Annotated in this window: 14 protein-coding genes; 4 read left to right on the top strand and 10 right to left on the bottom strand. The window is 64.0% G+C overall.

All coding sequences use genetic code 11. The features are described 5' to 3' along the window. The 6 genes from secF to KP003_RS08085 all read right to left on the bottom strand — a co-directional run bounded on the left by secF (position 1) and on the right by KP003_RS08085 (position 6,322). Positions 1-909 carry a protein translocase subunit SecF gene (secF, locus tag KP003_RS08110; protein WP_216791477.1) on the bottom strand — a complete coding sequence of 303 codons (909 nt, stop codon included), beginning with the start codon at positions 907-909 and terminating at the stop codon, positions 1-3. A gap of 12 nt (positions 910-921) precedes the next feature. Next, positions 922-2,520: a protein translocase subunit SecD gene (gene secD, locus KP003_RS08105; protein ID WP_216497987.1), complete on the bottom strand. Its 1,599-nt coding sequence runs from the start codon at positions 2,518-2,520 to the stop codon at positions 922-924. A gap of 36 nt (positions 2,521-2,556) precedes the next feature. Beyond that, a complete protein-coding gene (gene yajC, locus KP003_RS08100; RefSeq protein ID WP_216497988.1) occupies positions 2,557-2,883 on the bottom strand; it encodes a preprotein translocase subunit YajC in 327 nt (108 codons plus the stop codon). Between the two features lie 75 nt (positions 2,884-2,958). After that, complete coding sequence (gene tgt / locus KP003_RS08095) at positions 2,959-4,074, bottom strand: tRNA guanosine(34) transglycosylase Tgt (protein WP_216791476.1); 1,116 nt, start codon at positions 4,072-4,074, stop codon at positions 2,959-2,961. A 111-nt stretch (positions 4,075-4,185) separates the two neighbouring features. Further along, positions 4,186-5,211, bottom strand: coding sequence for a tRNA preQ1(34) S-adenosylmethionine ribosyltransferase-isomerase QueA (gene queA / locus KP003_RS08090; RefSeq protein WP_216791475.1), 1,026 nt, complete (start codon positions 5,209-5,211; stop codon positions 4,186-4,188). A gap of 1 nt (position 5,212) precedes the next feature. Continuing rightward, a complete protein-coding gene (locus KP003_RS08085) occupies positions 5,213-6,322 on the bottom strand; it encodes a SpoIID/LytB domain-containing protein (RefSeq protein WP_216791474.1) in 1,110 nt (369 codons plus the stop codon). 343 nt (positions 6,323-6,665) lie between these two features. On the opposite strand from KP003_RS08085, the gene KP003_RS08080 reads away from it, so the two are divergent. From KP003_RS08080 to KP003_RS08065, 4 genes are all read left to right on the top strand, one after another. Then, entirely contained in the window at positions 6,666-8,777 is a 2,112-nt protein-coding gene (locus KP003_RS08080; protein ID WP_216791472.1) for an HD domain-containing phosphohydrolase, read from the top strand. Positions 8,778-8,869: 92 nt separating this feature from the next. Continuing rightward, complete coding sequence (locus KP003_RS08075) at positions 8,870-9,832, top strand: ABC transporter ATP-binding protein (RefSeq protein ID WP_216497998.1); 963 nt, start codon at positions 8,870-8,872, stop codon at positions 9,830-9,832. Continuing rightward, positions 9,829-10,815 carry an ABC transporter ATP-binding protein gene (locus KP003_RS08070; RefSeq protein WP_216791470.1) on the top strand — a complete coding sequence of 329 codons (987 nt, stop codon included), beginning with the start codon at positions 9,829-9,831 and terminating at the stop codon, positions 10,813-10,815. Before KP003_RS08075 ends, KP003_RS08070 begins: the two co-directional genes overlap by 4 nt. 63 nt (positions 10,816-10,878) lie before the next feature. Continuing rightward, positions 10,879-11,163 carry an ArsR/SmtB family transcription factor gene (locus tag KP003_RS08065; RefSeq protein WP_216498002.1) on the top strand — a complete coding sequence of 95 codons (285 nt, stop codon included), beginning with the start codon at positions 10,879-10,881 and terminating at the stop codon, positions 11,161-11,163. A gap of 47 nt (positions 11,164-11,210) precedes the next feature. Here KP003_RS08065 and KP003_RS08060 read toward each other — a convergent pair whose 3' ends face one another. The 4 genes from KP003_RS08060 to KP003_RS08045 all read right to left on the bottom strand — a co-directional run bounded on the left by KP003_RS08060 (position 11,211) and on the right by KP003_RS08045 (position 15,828). After that, entirely contained in the window at positions 11,211-12,557 is a 1,347-nt protein-coding gene (locus KP003_RS08060) for a TldD/PmbA family protein (protein WP_367620820.1), read from the bottom strand. Between the two features lie 296 nt (positions 12,558-12,853). Then, entirely contained in the window at positions 12,854-13,303 is a 450-nt protein-coding gene (locus KP003_RS08055) for an N-acetyltransferase (RefSeq protein ID WP_216791468.1), read from the bottom strand. Beyond that, entirely contained in the window at positions 13,300-14,961 is a 1,662-nt protein-coding gene (gene recN / locus KP003_RS08050) for a DNA repair protein RecN (RefSeq protein ID WP_216791466.1), read from the bottom strand. The genes KP003_RS08055 and recN overlap by 4 nt, the downstream gene beginning before the upstream one ends. After that, on the bottom strand, positions 14,962-15,828 hold the full coding sequence (locus tag KP003_RS08045) for an NAD(+)/NADH kinase (protein WP_216791464.1): 867 nt from the start codon (positions 15,826-15,828) through the stop codon (positions 14,962-14,964). Positions 15,829-15,927 lie beyond the last annotated feature (99 nt).

Here is a 15,927-nt window from a genome sequence, read left to right as displayed (position 1 = left end):
TTAAGCGGCCTCGGCCTTGGCCTCGACTGCGTGCTTTTCCCAAAGTGCAACGATCGGGCTCGCCACGAAGATGGATGAGTAGGTGGCCACCACGACCCCCACGACCAGGGCGAAAGCGAAATCGTGGATGACCTCGCCGCCGAAGAGGAAGAGGGAGACTGCGGCAAGGAAGGTGGTCACCGAGGTGATGATGGTACGGGACAGGGTCTCGTTGATGCTCCTATTGAAGATGGTGATCATCGGATCCTTGAGGCTTTTGTGCATGTTCTCGCGGATACGGTCGAAGACGACGACGGTGTCGGTGAGCGAGTAGCCGGCGATGGTGAGGACCGCGGTGATGAACAGGATGTTGACCTCCCTGTGCATCACGTAGAAGACGGCGATCATGGCGAGAACGTCGTGCATGGTGGCCACAACCGCACCCACGCCGAACTTGAAGTCGAAACGCCAGGCGATGTAGAGGATGATCCCCAGCATGGAGAGCGCCACGGCCACCAGGGTGTCCTGCTTCAGCTTCTCGCCGATGGAGGGGCCGATCTCGGTGGAGCTTTCCACGTTGAAGGTGTTGCCGGGGATCCCGGCTTTAAGCGCGTCGGCGACCTGGTCGGCGGACTTGCCGGTCGACTTGTGCATCTTGACGAGTACCTGGTTGCCGCCGGTGATCTCCTGCAGTTCCACTTCCTTGACGCCGGACTTGGCGAGGGCGTCGCGGATGGACTGGGTGGTCGCCGGCTGGGCGAACTTGATCTGCATCTCGGTGCCGCCGGAGAAGTCGATCCCCATGTTGGCGGTGCCGCGGGCGATGGCGATGATCCCGATGAGGCCGATGATGGCCATGAGGCCGGAAGCGAGGAAGGAGAACTTCCTCATCCCGATGAAATCTATGTTGGTCTTCTTGAGCAGTTCCATTGGTCTCCCCCCTTATACGCTGAGTCGCTTCACGTGGACGCGCTCAAGGAAGGCGTCAAAGAGCACCTTGGTGGCGACGAGCGACGTGAACAGGTTGATGATGATACCGAGGCTGAGAGAGACGGCGAAGCCCTTGACCGGGCCGGTGCCGAACTGGAACAGCACCGCCGCGGTGATCAAAGCGGTGACGTGCGAGTCCATGATGGTGAGAAACGCCTTGTCGTAGCCGGCATCGAGCGCGGCGTGCGGCGTCTTGCCCAGGCGCAGCTCCTCCCTGATCCTCTCGAAGATGAGGACGTTGGAGTCGACCGACATACCGACCAGCAGGACGATAGCGGCGATGCCCGGCAGGGTAAGGGTCGCGCCCAGCGCGGAAAGAGCCCCCATCAGGAACAGGATGTTGAGCACCATGCCGAGGTTTGCCACCATGCCGGAGAGCTTGTAGTACATCGCCATGAAGGAGACGACCAGCACCACGCCGATGAGGCCGGCCATGAGCCCCTTGTGGATGGAATCCCTACCCAGGGAAGGACCGACGGTGACGTTCTGCAGGATCTTGACCGGAGCCGGGAGCGAACCTGCGCGCAGCACGATGGCGAGGTCGGCGGCCTCCTTCTCGGTGAAGGAACCGGAGATCTGGGCGCTGCCGCCAGAGATCCTCTCGCGGATCACCGGCGCGGAGTAGATGTTGCTGTCCAGCACGATGGCGAAGCGCTTGCCCACGTTGGCTGCGGTGACCTGGTCGAACAGGCGGGCGCCGGTAGAGTTGAACTCGATCGCCACGTAGGGCTGGTTGTACTGGGAGTCGATCCTGATCTGGGCGTCGGTCAGAAGCTCGCCGGTGATCATCGCCTTCTTCTTCACGACCAGCGGGGTCTCGGAGACGGCACCGGTCTGGGGATCGGTCCTCTTCTCGAAGAGGAGCTCGTCGTCCTCGGGGAGCGAGCCGGCGGTCGCGGTGGCCGCGTTCACGCTCTCGTCGACGAGCTTGAATTCGAGGCGCGCGGTCTTGCCGATCAGCTCGATGGCGCGCTTGGGATCCTTGATGCCGGGGAGCTGGACGACGATGTTGTTGAGCCCTTCACGCTGGATCACCGGCTCGGAAACGCCGAACTGGTCAATCCTGTTGCGGATGGTCTCCAGGGCCTGGGCCACGGCACGGTCCTTCCTGACCTGGGCCTCTTTCTCGTTGATGCGCAGCTGCATGTTGACGAAACCGCCCTCGTCGAAGACCGGCAGGGTCTCGAGGTCGGGGTACTTCTTCTTGATGAGGGCCTGCACCTTGTCGGCGGAGCCGCGGTCGTACAGGGTGAGCTGCACCTTGTCGCCGCCCAGGCGCGCAACCTTCTTGAAGCGGACGTTCTGCGCGGTAAGGGAGTCCTCGAGGTCGGTGGCGATCAGGTCCAGGGACCCTTCCACGGCCTTCTGGGTCTCAACCTCCATGACCAGGTGGGTGCCCCCCTGCAGGTCCAGACCCAGGTGGATCTTGTCCTTGGGAAGCAGGCCGCTCCACCACTTGGGGAGCGTGTCGACCAAAGTCGGCGTCAGGTAGACGCACGAGGCGATGATGAAAATGAAGATAAGAGAAATGCGCCAGGTATAACCCTTCATGGGAAAAGCTCCTTTCGGAAAAAATCGATCAATGCACTAGTCCTGCTTTACAGACGCAATGTACCCTTTGTTGATCCTGACGTTGACGCCGGGAGCGATCTCCAGGGTGACCACCTGGTCGTCCAGTGCGGTCACCTTGCCGTGCATGCCGCCGGCGGTGACGACCTGATCGCCTTTCTTGAGCGCCTCCAGAAGCGCCCTGTGCTCCTTGGCCTTTTTCTGCTGCGGCCTGATGAGCAGGAAGTAGAAGATGGCGAACATGAACACCAGGGGGATAAGCCCCTGGAACTGTGCCATCATCCCTCCGCCCGCCGGCGCGCCGCCCTGCGCGGGAGCAGCCATTGCAAACGCCAAACCTAACATTTAGTTACCTCCTGGGTTGTATTTCCATCCCTTTATTGACGATCAAAACTTCGGTAAAACTTCAAGCGCGCAGCGCTAACGCCCCGTTCTTGCCGCGTAGAATTCCTGTCTGAACTTGACGAACTCACCCGCTGCGATGGCCTCCCGCACCCGTTTCATGAGGTTCAGGAAGAAGTGCAGGTTGTGCCAGCTGTTAAGCCGCGAGGCCAGGATCTCCTGGCTGCGGTACAGGTGCCTGAGATACGCCCTGGTGTAGTTGCGGCAGACGTAGCAGTCGCAGGCCGGATCGATGGGACCCTGGTCCTCAGCGTAGATGGCCGCCTTGATGTTGATTCTGCCGAAACTGGTGAACAGGGCGCCGTTTCTGGCGTTCCTGGTGGGCATGACGCAATCGAACATGTCGAAGCCGTTGTAGACCGCCTCGACCAGGTCCTCGGGGGCGCCGATGCCCATGATGTAGCGCGGCGCCTGCTCGGGAAGGATGTCGCTGCACTCATGCATCATGCCGTGCATCACTTCCTTTTCCTCGCCCACCGACAGCCCGCCGAGGGCATAGCCATCGAAGCCGATGTCGATGATCTGCTCGGCGCTCACCCGCCGCAGATCCGGGTGCATCCCCCCCTGCACGATGCCGAAGAGCGCCTGGTCGGGACGGTGATGCGCCTCCTTGCAGCGCCGTGCCCAGCGCGTGGTCAACTCCAGCGACTTTTGCACGTAGGAGCGCTCGGCGGGGTACGGGGGACATTCGTCGAAGCACATCGCGATGTCGGCGCCAAGCGACTCCTGGATCGCGATGGAAACCTCGGGGGAGATGAAGTGCGGGGAGCCGTCGATATGGGAGCGGAACTTGACCCCTTCCTCGGAGATCTTCCTCAACTCCCCCAGCGAGAAGACCTGGAACCCGCCTGAATCGGTCAGCATGGGGCGGTCCCAGTGCATGAAGCGGTGCAACCCTCCCATCCGCCCGATCAGCTCGTGCCCGGGACGCAGGTAGAGGTGGTAGGTGTTGGCGAGGATGATCTGCGACCCCACCTCGACAAGTTCCTCGGGGGTCATCGCCTTGACCGTCGCCTGGGTGCCGACCGGCATGAATATCGGGGTTTCGATCTTGCCGTGCGTGGTTGTCAGAGAGCCTAGACGGGCCGCGCAGCCCGGGTCCTTCTTGATCAGTTCAAACGATATAGCTGACAATAACTGTTCCCGTAAATAGATTTCAAAAGCTGTCGAGTATTTATTCGCCCCTGCAACGTCCACCGTAGGGGCTAGTAATCATTCGCCCCCCCTTCCCTGCCGCCTCGGCCATCAGGCGATGAACATCGCGTCGCCGTAGCTGAAGAACCGGAAGCGCCGTTTCACCGCCTCGCGGTAGGCGTCCAGCATGATCTCTTTTCCGGCGAAAGCGCACACTAACATAAATAGTGTCGATTTGGGGAGATGAAAATTCGTTATAAGCGCATCGACCACCCGGAACCGGTACCCGGGGAGGATGAAGATGTCCGCCTCGCGCTCCCCGGCCTCCAGCTCGCCCGAGGCTGCGGCGTGCTCCAGGGCCCGCATCGAGGTGGTCCCGAGAGCGATCACCCTCCCCCCCGCCTCCTTGGTGCGCCGGATGGCCTGCGCGGTCTGGTGCGGGATCCGGTACAGCTCCCGGTGCATGGTGTGCTGGGAAAGGTCCTCGACCCGGACCGGCATGAACGTCCCGAGCCCAACGTGCAGGGTGAGCGGCGCGATCTCCACGCCGCGACCCCGGATCTCAGCCAGGATCTCCGGGGTGAAATGCAACCCGGCGGTCGGGGCGGCCACGGCCCCCTTCTCGCGCGCGAACACGGTCTGGTAGCGCTCGAGGTCCTCCCCTTCGGGTGCGCGCTTGATGTAGGGGGGCAGCGGCATGCTCCCCGCCTGTTCCAGCCACCCCATGAAGTCATCGCTCCCCTCGAAGCGGACCCGCCACTCCCCTTCCTCGCGGGCGAGCACCGTCGCCGTGACCGCGGCGGGGAGCATGATGCGGGTGCCGGCGCCGGGGGTCTTGGAGGCCTTGATCAGGCAGCTCCAGACCTCATCTGCGCCGGGGACGCGGCGCACCAGGAACACCTCGACGGCGCCGCCTGTTTCCTTGTGCCCCTTCAGCCGGGCCGGGATGACCCGGGTGTCGTTGAGAACCAGGAGGTCGCCCGGGCGAAACTGCGCCGCGATGGCGGCCACAGTGCTCTCCCCGACCGAGCCGGTGGCGCGGTCCAGGGTCAAGAGCCTCGAGGCGTCCCTGCGGCTGGCCGGGTGCTGAGCGATCAGCTCCGGCGGAAGCTCGTAATCGAAATCTGAAAGGCGCATGCTATCGACCGTACCCGCCGGAGAGCTTCACGCCCGGATAGTAGTAAGTGAGGATCTCGCGGTAATCGAACCCTTCGTTGGCGCGCCCCTTGGCGCCCCACTGGCACAGGCCGACGCCGTGACCGGAACCGGTGCCGATCACCTGCACCTCGTCGCGGCTGCCGCGCAGCTCGAAGTTGGTGCTCTTCACGCTGCCGTAGCCGAGGGCCTTCCTGAACGCCACCGCCGGGATGACCACGCTCCCCCTGGAGCATTCGGCGACCACGTCCTGCACCCTGCCGCTTTGGTTCCTGCCGCGCACGCGCAGCTCCCTGAGCCCCGCCACCTGGAAGCCGGCGCCCTTGAGCGAGCTCTCCACCTTCTTGAGGGGGAGGTTCAATTCCCACCGGATAGGGTTGGAGTCGCCGCAGTAGCGGCAGGAGACGCCTTGGAGGTACGGGATCGAGAGCCCCCAGACGTTCTTGGAGGACTCGGTATGGCCGCCGCAGTTGGAATGGTAGAAGGCCTGGATGGTCTTGCCGTTGTAGCTGAGCACCTCTCCGGCGGTCTCACGCACGCCGTAGGCGGCCCGGCTGTCCTCTACGTCGGCCCCCTCGTACACCTGGTCCATCACGCTGGACTCGAGCTGGTAGCTCGCGCCGCGGCGGGCCTGCATCTGGTACACCGCGTAGGAGCGGGCGATGACGGCCTGCGCCTTGATGGCCTCGATGGGCCATGCGGAACTGATCTCGCAGTTGATGAGCCCGACCAGGTACTCCTCGAGCGGAAGCTCGTTCACCACAAGGAGCCCCTTGTCGGCGGCCGAGACCTCGATCAGGGCCCGGTATCCCTTGCCGTTGATCGTGATGCGCGAAAACGCCGAGGCGACCAGGCGGTTCACGGCCCTGCCGTTCACGCTGAGCCCGCTCCCCGAGCGGCGCACCTCGAGCGGCATCTCCACCCTGAGCGGTTCGCCGCGGCCGTCGGTCAGGAGCACGCCGTCGCCGTCGATCCTGAGGGTCTCGGCCCCCTTGAACAGGGCCACCCGCACCATCTCCGGTCGCATCGCCGCGGCACTACCCCCGGCGGCGAGGCAGATGATTAATATGATCAACGTCCTGAAGCAGCTCATCAATTCCGTATACACATGGGTTTAACCGTCCCGTAAAAGCCCTAGATATAAACCATGGAACCGCCCGCAAAGTCAATAATTTTGTCGCTCTAATCAGAGCGGTTTCAGCCTAATTAATTGGCAAGCGATTTGCTTTGTTTCTCATTAAATATGGATCCCGGCACGCGGCACCCCAGGGGGGCGTTCGCGCGCAGTGAAGCTAAGACGTCGATCTCAGTCGGTTTGAAGGCAACGGCGCGGAGCTCTATATACCTAAATAACTGTTGCCAGAAGTGCAAAAAAAGGCTATATGGCTGTAGGACATAGCCATATAGCGTGATCTGCGCCACAGTACGGACCGGTAATGTGCAATTCCCTTAAAATCAAGATCCTCACCCTGGTCACCGCGATTCTGGTCGTAGTCATCTCTACTGTGGCGTACCAAAACTACCGGCAGCAGAAGGAAATGCTGCACGAAATCGCCAACCGGAACACCTCGGTCCTGATCGAGACCATAAAGAGTTCGGTCGCCAATGCCATGCTCTCCGGCCGCTCCGACGAGGTGGCCGGCATCTTCGCGAGGATCAAATCCAGGGAGTTCGTCAAGTCCATAAGGATCGTGGACGCCGAAGGGAAAATCCTCAACTCGGCGGACCGCGAGGAGATCGGCAGCAAGGTCCCCGAAATGGGCCGCCCGAAGCTGCCCACCCGCAACCTGTCCCTGCTCCCCGAAGAGGGGGTCTTCCTCTCCTACGCCCGCATTTTCAACGCGCCGCAATGCTACAAGTGCCATCCCGCCAGCAAGGAAACCCTGGGGCTTCTCGAGATCAAGCTCTCCCTGGGCTACATGAACGGCTTCATCTCCCGTGAACGCGAGATCGCCATCGCCTCCGCCATCATCCTGGTGCTGCTCACCGTGGCCACCATCTTCACCTTCCTGGTCATCTACGTCGAGCGCCCCATCCGCAAACTGATGCGCTACATGGAGCAGGTGGAGCAGGGAGACTTCAGCAAGGAAATCAGCCTCACCTCCAGCCGGGAAATGCACTCGCTCGGCAACAGTTTCAACCACATGGTCGGCACCATCGCCAACCTCATGGAATCGGCAGTGAAACACGAAAGGGAGCTGACCCGGGCCCAGGAAAAGCTCGCACACCACCGCGAGACCCACCTGATGAACGGCCGGCTCGAGGAGCAGATCCGGGAGATCGAGAACCTGAACGTGACCCTGGAAGAACGTATCGAGGAGATCGAGGAGGCGAACTACAAGATCGCCGATCTGGCCGGAGAACTGGAGGACAAGAACACAAACCTGGAAAAGGCGGTGGCGAAGCTCTCCACCCTGTACCGCCTTGGGCTGGCCATCAACTCCACCATCGAGGTGGAGGACCTGTACCGGCTGGTGGTGAAGACGACCATGGACACGCTGCAGGCCCAGGTCGGCTACGTGGTCCTGTACGACGCCGAGCACGGCGAGCTGCGCATCACCAACCTGGTCGGCTACCGCGACCCCAACCCGCAGTACCTGCGCGTCCCCATGAAGCCCTCCAGCGTCTCCAGCTGGGTGATCCAGAACAGCAAGCCGCTTCTCATCACCGACATCTCCCTCACCCCCGAGTTCGACCGGCTGAGCCCGCTCGGCTTCGAGAGAAAGACCCTGATCTGCGCCCCGCTCATGGTGAAGGACGAGATCATCGGCACCCTGACCGTGGTCAACAAGCAGAACAACACCGTCTACAACCACGAGGAGCTTGAGCTCCTCTCCACCATCGCGGCCCAGGCCTCCATCGCCATCAAGAACGCCATGCTCTACGACGAGCAGCAAAAGACCTACCTGAACACCATCCAGGCGCTGGTCTCGGCCATCGAGGCGTCCGACAGCTATACCCGCGGCCACTCTGAGCGGGTCACCCGTTTTTCCCTGGCCCTGGCCAGAAAGCTCGAGCTCCCCGCCAACCGCCTCAAGGTGATCGAGCGCGCCGCCATCCTGCACGACATCGGCAAGATCGGCATCGATCTCTCCCTGCTGCACAAGGAAGATACCCTGACCAGGGACGACGTGGCCGAGCTGCAGCAGCACCCCACCATCGGGATGACAATCCTGGAGCCTATCGAATTCCTGCACGACGTGCGGCTGTGCATCGGCCAGCACCACGAACGCTACGACGGCAAGGGGTACCCGAACCGCCTGACCGGCCAGGAGCTCCTCCTGGAATCCCGCATCCTGGCCATAGCCGACAGCTTCGACGCCATGACCTCGGACCGCCCCTACCGCAAGGCGCTGAAGCTCGAGGTGGCCATCCAGGAGCTGGCCGAAAACGCCGGCACCCAGTTCGACCCGGAACTGGTGCCCATCTTCATCAAGCTCCTGAAAACGCCCAATTTCCTGCCGCAGCGCGAGGAGTACCCAGGTCTGCACGTGGTACCCGCCCCGCCCAAGGCCGGCAGCGCACCTCACTCCTGCGTTGCCCAGTAATTCAAATAATGGTATAAGATAAACCTTTGCAGCGCGGCCGGCAGAGCCAGTCCGCGCCGTTTTTGTGCCCCCAGCGGGCACCGGGAGCCCTCGTGCCGGCACTTCTAGAAATCACAGGACTGCGCACCGAATTCCGCTTGAAAGGCGGCGTGCTCAAGGCCGTGCGCGGCGTTGACCTCAGCGTCGACGCCGGCGAGACGCTTGCCCTGGTGGGCGAGTCCGGCTGCGGCAAGAGCATCACCGCGGCATCCGTGCTCAGGCTGGTCCCCCCGCCGGGCCGCATCGTATCCGGCTCCATCCGCTTCAAGGGGGAGGATCTGCTGGCTCTCTCCGAGGAGCGCATGCGCCAGATCCGTGGAAACCGGATCGCCATGGTGTTCCAGGACCCGATGACCTCGCTGAACCCGGTCTTCACCGTCGGCTTCCAAGTCGCCGAGGGACTCAGGATCCACCGCGCCCTCTCGGTACAGGCGGCCGAACGCGAGGCGGTCGAGCTCTTGACCCAGGTCGGCATCCCCGCCGCCGTGGACCGGGTCCGGGACTACCCGCACCAGCTCTCCGGCGGCATGCGCCAGCGCGTCATGATCGCCATGGCGCTCGCCTGTGCGCCGGAACTGGTCATCGCCGACGAGCCGACCACGGCGCTGGACGTGACCATCCAGGCGCAGATACTCGAGCTTTTGGACCGGCTCATGGAGCAGAACCGCATGGGGCTGATCCTGATCACCCATAACCTCGGCATCGTGGCCGAACGCGCCCACCGGACCGCCATCATGTACGCAGGCGAGATCGTGGAGAGCGCGCCCACCGCCGAGCTCTTCGCCAACCCGCTGCACCCCTACACCAAGGGGCTCCTCGCCTCGCTCCCCGAATTCGGCACGCCGGGCGAAAAGCTCGCCACCTTCGCCGGGGGGGTGCCGGATCTGCGTGGCGACCTGACCGGCTGCCCCTTCAAGGAGCGCTGCCCGATCGGCGACGAGGGATGCGCCAGGGAAACCATCGAGATGAGGGAGGCGGCGCCGGGACACCTCGTGCGCTGCCGGAAAGTATCATGACGCCGCTTCTGACCGCAGAAAACCTGGTGAAGCAGTACCCCGTAAGGGGGGGGATGTTCGCGGAGAAGCGGATACTCACCGCCGTGGCAGGGGTCGACCTCGAGCTCTACCCGGGAGAGACGCTGGGGCTCGCGGGCGAGTCGGGTTGCGGCAAGTCGACCGTAGCGAGGCTGTTGACCGGGCTCACCCCTCCCACCTCGGGGAACATCCGCTATGCCGGGCGGGAGCTGGCGCAGATGAGCAGGGCCGAGCTGGCCCAGTACCGCAAAGAGGTGCAGATGGTGTTCCAGGACCCGTTCTCCTCGCTGAACCCGCGCATGCGGGTCGCGGAGATCCTGGGGGAGCCCCTGGAGATCCACCGCATCGGCAGCGCCGCGGAACGGCGGGAACGGGTGGCGGAACTGCTCAGGCGGGTCGGACTCTCCCCCGAGCACATGATGCGCTTCCCGCACGAGTTCTCCGGCGGACAGCGCCAGCGGATCGGCATCGCGCGCGCGCTGGCCGTCTCACCGAAGCTGATCATCGCCGACGAGCCGGTCTCGGCCCTGGACCTCTCCATTCAGGCCCAGATCATCAACCTGCTGCAGGAGGTGAAAAAGGATCTGGGGCTCTCCTTTTTGTTCATCACCCACGACCTCTCTGTGCTCCGGCACCTGAGCGACCGGGTGGCGATCATGTACCTGGGGAGGATCGTCGAGACCGGCAGCCGCGACCAGGTGCTGAGCCGCCCCCTGCACCCCTACACGGAGGCGCTCCTCTCCGCGATACCGAGCATCGACCCGAAGAAGAGGACCAGGCATGTGATCGCGAAGGGTGAGCTCCCCTCGCCCGTTGCGCCCCCCAGCGGCTGCCCCTTCCATCCGCGCTGCCCCTACGCGCAGCCGGTCTGCAGCGAGAAGAGGCCGGAACTGCAGGAAAAAGTGCCGGGGCAACGGGCGGCCTGCCACTTCAGCGAGGAAATCTTCCTCAGCGAAGCAAAGTAATTCAGTTGACAATTGCTATTAGCATATATAGATTATCTTTAGCCCAAACCGGAGGATACTACGTTGGCATTTGACAAGACCAAAGATTACGGAAAAGAAGCGGAAATGCTAAAGGTGCTCGGGCACCCGATCCGCCTGAAGATAGTGGCAGGGCTTTGCACCCAGGAGTGCAACGTGAAGCACATCTGGGAATGCCTGGGGCTCCCCCAGGCGACCGTGTCGCAACACCTGGCACTTTTGAAGAACAAGGGGATCATCGAGGGGACCCGCGATGGGGTCGAAGTGCACTACGCGGTGGTGAGTCCGTTCGTGCGCAGGCTGATCGAGATCCTGCACGCGGAGCCCTAAGAAGACGTGACAGGCAAAGGCCAGGACCGCACCCACCCGGGGCGGTCCTAGGTGCCGCTGACGTCGAGTTCGGCAATCCTCAGCGAAGGCGACCCGGTCGAGCCGAAGAAACGCAGGTCGTTCCCTACCAGGTCCACCCTTCCAAACAACTCCAGCAGGTTTCCCGCCAGGGCCAGCCCCTTGACCGGGTACCTGATCTCTCCATCCTCCACGTAAAAGCCCGCGGCGCCGACCGAGAAGTCACCGGAGATCGGGTTAGCCGTATGCATCCCCATCACCTCGGTTATGAAGACCCCCTTACGCACCCCGGCCAGCAGCGTCGCGAGGTCGGCCCCGCCCGGCTCGACATGGAGGTTGTGCGCCCCGACCCGGGGAGGGCTCTTGATGCCGCCGCGCACGGCGTTGCCGGTTGAGCGCGCCCCCAGGCGCCCACCCCAGTAGCTGTCGTACAGGTACCCCTGCAGCACGCCCCTCACCACCAGCGGGGTGTCCTGCTGCGCTACCCCTTCGCCGTCGCAGGGGGCGCTCCCCATGCCGCAGGGAAGAAGGCCGTTATCGCGTACGGAGACGCGTTCAGAGAAGAGCCGCTCCCCTACCCTGCCGGTCAGCAGCGACTTCCCCTTGTGCACGTTTTCGGCGAGGAAGGAACCGGAGAGCACGTCGACGAGGTCGGCGGCGACGCGGTTGTCCAGTACCGCCTGGCAGCGCATGGTGGGAAGGGTGCGCGCCCCCAGGAGCCCGGTCGCCTTGCGCCCAGCCCCCCGGGCCACCGCGCCCAGGTCTATTCCCTCGAAGGAGGGGGAGAAGGCGTAGTCCCAGCCGGTCTGGGCGTCGCCGTCGGACTCCGCCACGGCGGAAACGCTGCAGCTGTTGTAGGTGCCGCTGTAGGCGGCATCGAGCCCGAGGGAATTGCGGGTCAGGGAGTGGTAGACCGATTCGCTGTAACTGCATTTGCGCACCCGCTTCACCCGCGGGTCGACGTCGAGCACCAGGCGTTCCAGTTCCAGGACGCGGGCGACCTTGAGCGACTCGTCAACGGCGGGAAGAGCAGGGTCGAAGAGCCAGGGGGTGTCGGGGTAGGAGGGGCTCGCCTCGGGAAAGGTGTGGAACTCGTCCGGGCTCTGCACCCGGGCCGCCACCAGCGCCCCTTCCACCATGCGGGAGAGCGAGCCGTCGTCCAGCGCGGTGGAGTAGGAGAACCCCATCCCCCGGCCGACCAGGAGCCGCAGGGAGACCCCGAAGGGCTCCGCCACACGGAAGGCATCCACCTTCCCCTTCTTCACCTCGATGACGACATCCCGCGAACCGGAGACGGCGATCTCGTAGCCGTCGATCTGCCGCCCCTTGAGCAGGCGCTCCACCGCATCTGCGTGTTGTGCCAGTTCCATTTCCATTTTTGCCTCGGAAGATTTTGACAGGCAGCCCGCTCATAGCAGCTTCTGTCCGGTGGGTGCTGTAGGGCAGATAATCGTTTGCTTCAGCGTCGGCACCCAGGCCGATGCCGATGGCGGTCGAGGCTGCGGTGCGATGAACCAGGGCGATGAGTCGTTGTAGGGGGAGACAGGCACCAGCCCAGCCGCCGGTGCCCGGCCGGTGCAAATGGCGAGCGGCGTTGAGGTGCGATGAGGCGGGGCGAATGATTATTCGCCCCTACAGGTCTTAGGCGCTGTCCCTCCTCCTGGCCCTGCGGTTACAGCTCGAGGATCATCGCGATCTCGTCGCAGTCGGGGAACTTGACGCACTTGATGCAGTCACCCCAGACCTTGTGCGGCAACTCGGACTTGTCGGCCACCTTGAAGCCGAACTTGGCGAAGAAGTCGGGCTTGTAGGTGAGGCAGAAGAGCTTCTTAAGCCCCAGGGCGCGGGCCTCCTCGATGCAGGCCCCGACCACCTGGCTGCCGATGCCGCGCCGGCCGGCGCTCTCAGCCACCGCCACGGAACGAACCTCGGCCAGGTCGTCCCAGACGATGTGCAGCGCCGAGGTGCCGAGCAGCTGCCCGTCCTCCTCGAACACGTAGAAGTCGCGCAACGCCTCGTACAGCTCTGAAAGCGAGCGGGAGAGCATCTCGCCGCGGCTCGCGAAGTTGGTCAAAAGTTTCTGAATATCTTTTACGTCGCCAATCCTGGCCTTTCTGATCATCTCACTGCCTCCTGAATCAACTCCCTGGCATGTTCCAGGGTCTTTTCCGTGACGCGCGCGCCGGAAAGCATGCGCGCCACCTCGGCCACCCGCTCCTCCCCTTCCAGGAGGTCCACGCCGGTGGCGGTACGTCCGTCGGCCACCCTCTTCTCGACCTTCAAGTGCCGGTCGGCAAAGGCGGCCACCTGCGGCAGGTGGGTGATGGCCAGCACCTGCTGCTCGCGGGCCACGCGCTTCAGTTTCTCCCCAACCAGGGCCGAGGTCGCCCCACCGATGCCGGTGTCCACCTCGTCGAAGATGAGGGTGGGGACCTCGGAGTCGGGGTGGAGCTGCTTAAGCGCCAGCATGAGCCGGGAAAGCTCGCCGCCGGAGGCGATCTTCGCCAGCGGTTTCGGGGGCTCGCCGGGGTTCGGGGAGAAGAGGAACTCGGCGCGCTCGAAGCCGTAGCTTTTCGCCTCGGCGCCCTTCTCGAAGGCGGTCTCGAAGACGGCGTGCTTCATGGCCAGTTCGGCGAGCTCGCGCTCCATCCCTGCCTTGAGGTTCGAGGCCCCTTCCCCGCGCGCCTTGGTGAGCTTCGCACCGAGAGCCGCCATTTCCTGCTGAAGGAGCGAGATCCGCGCCTGCAGCTCACCGCGCGTCCCTTCGAGGTTGGAGAGCACCGACAGCTCCTGGTCCACCTGGCGCTGGTACTCGAGGATCTCCTCGATGCTCGCGCCGTACTTCTTCTTGAGGCGGCTGATGGCATCGAGCCGGTCGTCGAGCTCCTCGAGGCGGGCCGGGTCCGACTCGACCCGGGCGGCGTAGTCACGCAGGGTAAGGGAGGCGTCTTCGAGCTGGGCGTAGGCCGCCTCGAGCGCCTCGCTCACCGGGACGAGGGCGGCATCGATGCGACCGGCGTCGGCGACCCCGGCGATGATTCCGGAGAGGTTCCCGAGGATCGGGGCTTCGCCGCCGTAGAGTGCGTCGAAAGCGCTCTGCGAGGCCGCCATCAGCTTCTCGCTGTGCATGAGCCTGCCGCGCTCCTCGGCCAGCTCCTCCTCCTCGCCGGGGACGATCTTCGCCTCGGCGATTTCGTTGCTCTGGAAGGCAAGCAGGTCGAGCCGGCGGGCCGCCTCGCGCTCCCCCGCCTCGAGCGCCTGCAGCTCGTGCTTGGCCGCCTGCCACTCCTCGTAACGCGCGGCGAACTCGGCGCGCAGGGAGAGCGCGCCGGAAAAGCCGTCCAGAAGGAGCAGGTGCTGCTCGGTCTTCAGGAGGCTCTGGGCGTCGTGCTGGCCGTAGATGTTGATCAGGTTGCGGCAGATCTCGGAGAGAAGCGAGGTGGTGGCGAGCCCGCCGCCTATGAAGACGCGGCTCTTGCCGCCGGGGGCAACCACGCGCCGCACCAGGAGCTCGCCGTCGCAGTCGATCCCCGCCGCCGCGAGCGCGGTGAGGAGCGAGTCGCGCCCGGAGAGGTCGAAAAGGGCCTCCACCGAGGCCTCCTTGGCGCCGGAGCGGATCAGGTCGGCGCTGCCGCGCCCCCCGAGGATCAGGTTCACCGCGTCGATGATGATCGACTTGCCCGCGCCGGTCTCGCCGGTCAGGATGTTGAGCCCGGGGCTGAACTCGACGTGCAGCTTGTCGATGATGGCGAGGTTGGTTATCTGGAGCTCTCTGAGCACTTAGCGTTCACCCCACTTGAGCTTGGTGCGGAGCACCTCGAAGTAGTCCTTGCTGCGGGACTGGATCAGGCGGGTCACGTGCGGTGCCTTCCGGATCTGCACCACGTCGCCGGAGAGGAGCTTCATGCCGACCTGGCCGTCCAGGGTCAGGAACACGGACTCGTCCGGGGCGTAGTTCAGCTTGATGGCGATCTGGGCGCCCGCGTCCACCACCAGCGGGCGGTTGGTCAGCGTGTGCGGGCAGATGGGGGTGATCGAGATGCACTCGAGCTCGGGATGGATGATCGGGCCGTTGGCGGAAAGCGAATAGCCGGTCGATCCGGTCGGGGTCGATATGATGAGGCCGTCGGCCTTGAAGGTGGTGAGGTAGCGCCCGTTCACCGAGGTCTCCATGTCGATGATCCTGGCCAGGGCCCCCTTGTTGATGACCGCGTCGTTCAGCACCCGGTGCAGTTCGACCACCTCACCGGCGCGCTCGACGCACGCCAGGAGCATCATGCGCTCGGTCACCTCGAAGTCGCCGGCCAGGCAGCGCTCCATCGAGGGGTAGAGCTCGTCCAGGGTGATCTCGGTGAGAAAGCCCAGGCTCCCGAGGTTCACCGCCAGGATGGGGACGTCGCGCTCGCCGATCAGGCGCGCGGCCGCGATGAGGGTGCCGTCGCCACCAAGGACCACCACGAGGTCCGCATCGCGCGCGATCTCGGAGCTCTCGGCGCTCTCGGCGAGCGTGGTGCGCCTGAGCCTCAGGGAGAGATGCTTCTCCACGTGGGCGGTCACGCCGCGGCCAGCCAGCCACCCGATCAGATCTTCGGCGACCCCCAGACAACGCGGATCGTGCACTTTCGCAAAAATGGCGATTTTTTTCATCACGAGCCCTTTACTTGTACAGTAATCTAGGATTTACTAGCACAGTTGGTGTATCATGTCCAACGGAAAACTGGCGCGCCCCAAGTAGTCCAGCAGAGA

It is taken from the genome of Geomonas diazotrophica (genome assembly GCF_019063885.1).
In the GTDB taxonomy this organism is placed as follows: Bacteria; Desulfobacterota; Desulfuromonadia; order Geobacterales; family Geobacteraceae; genus Geomonas; species Geomonas diazotrophica.
This window is presented reverse-complemented; position numbering and strand designations above follow the sequence as displayed.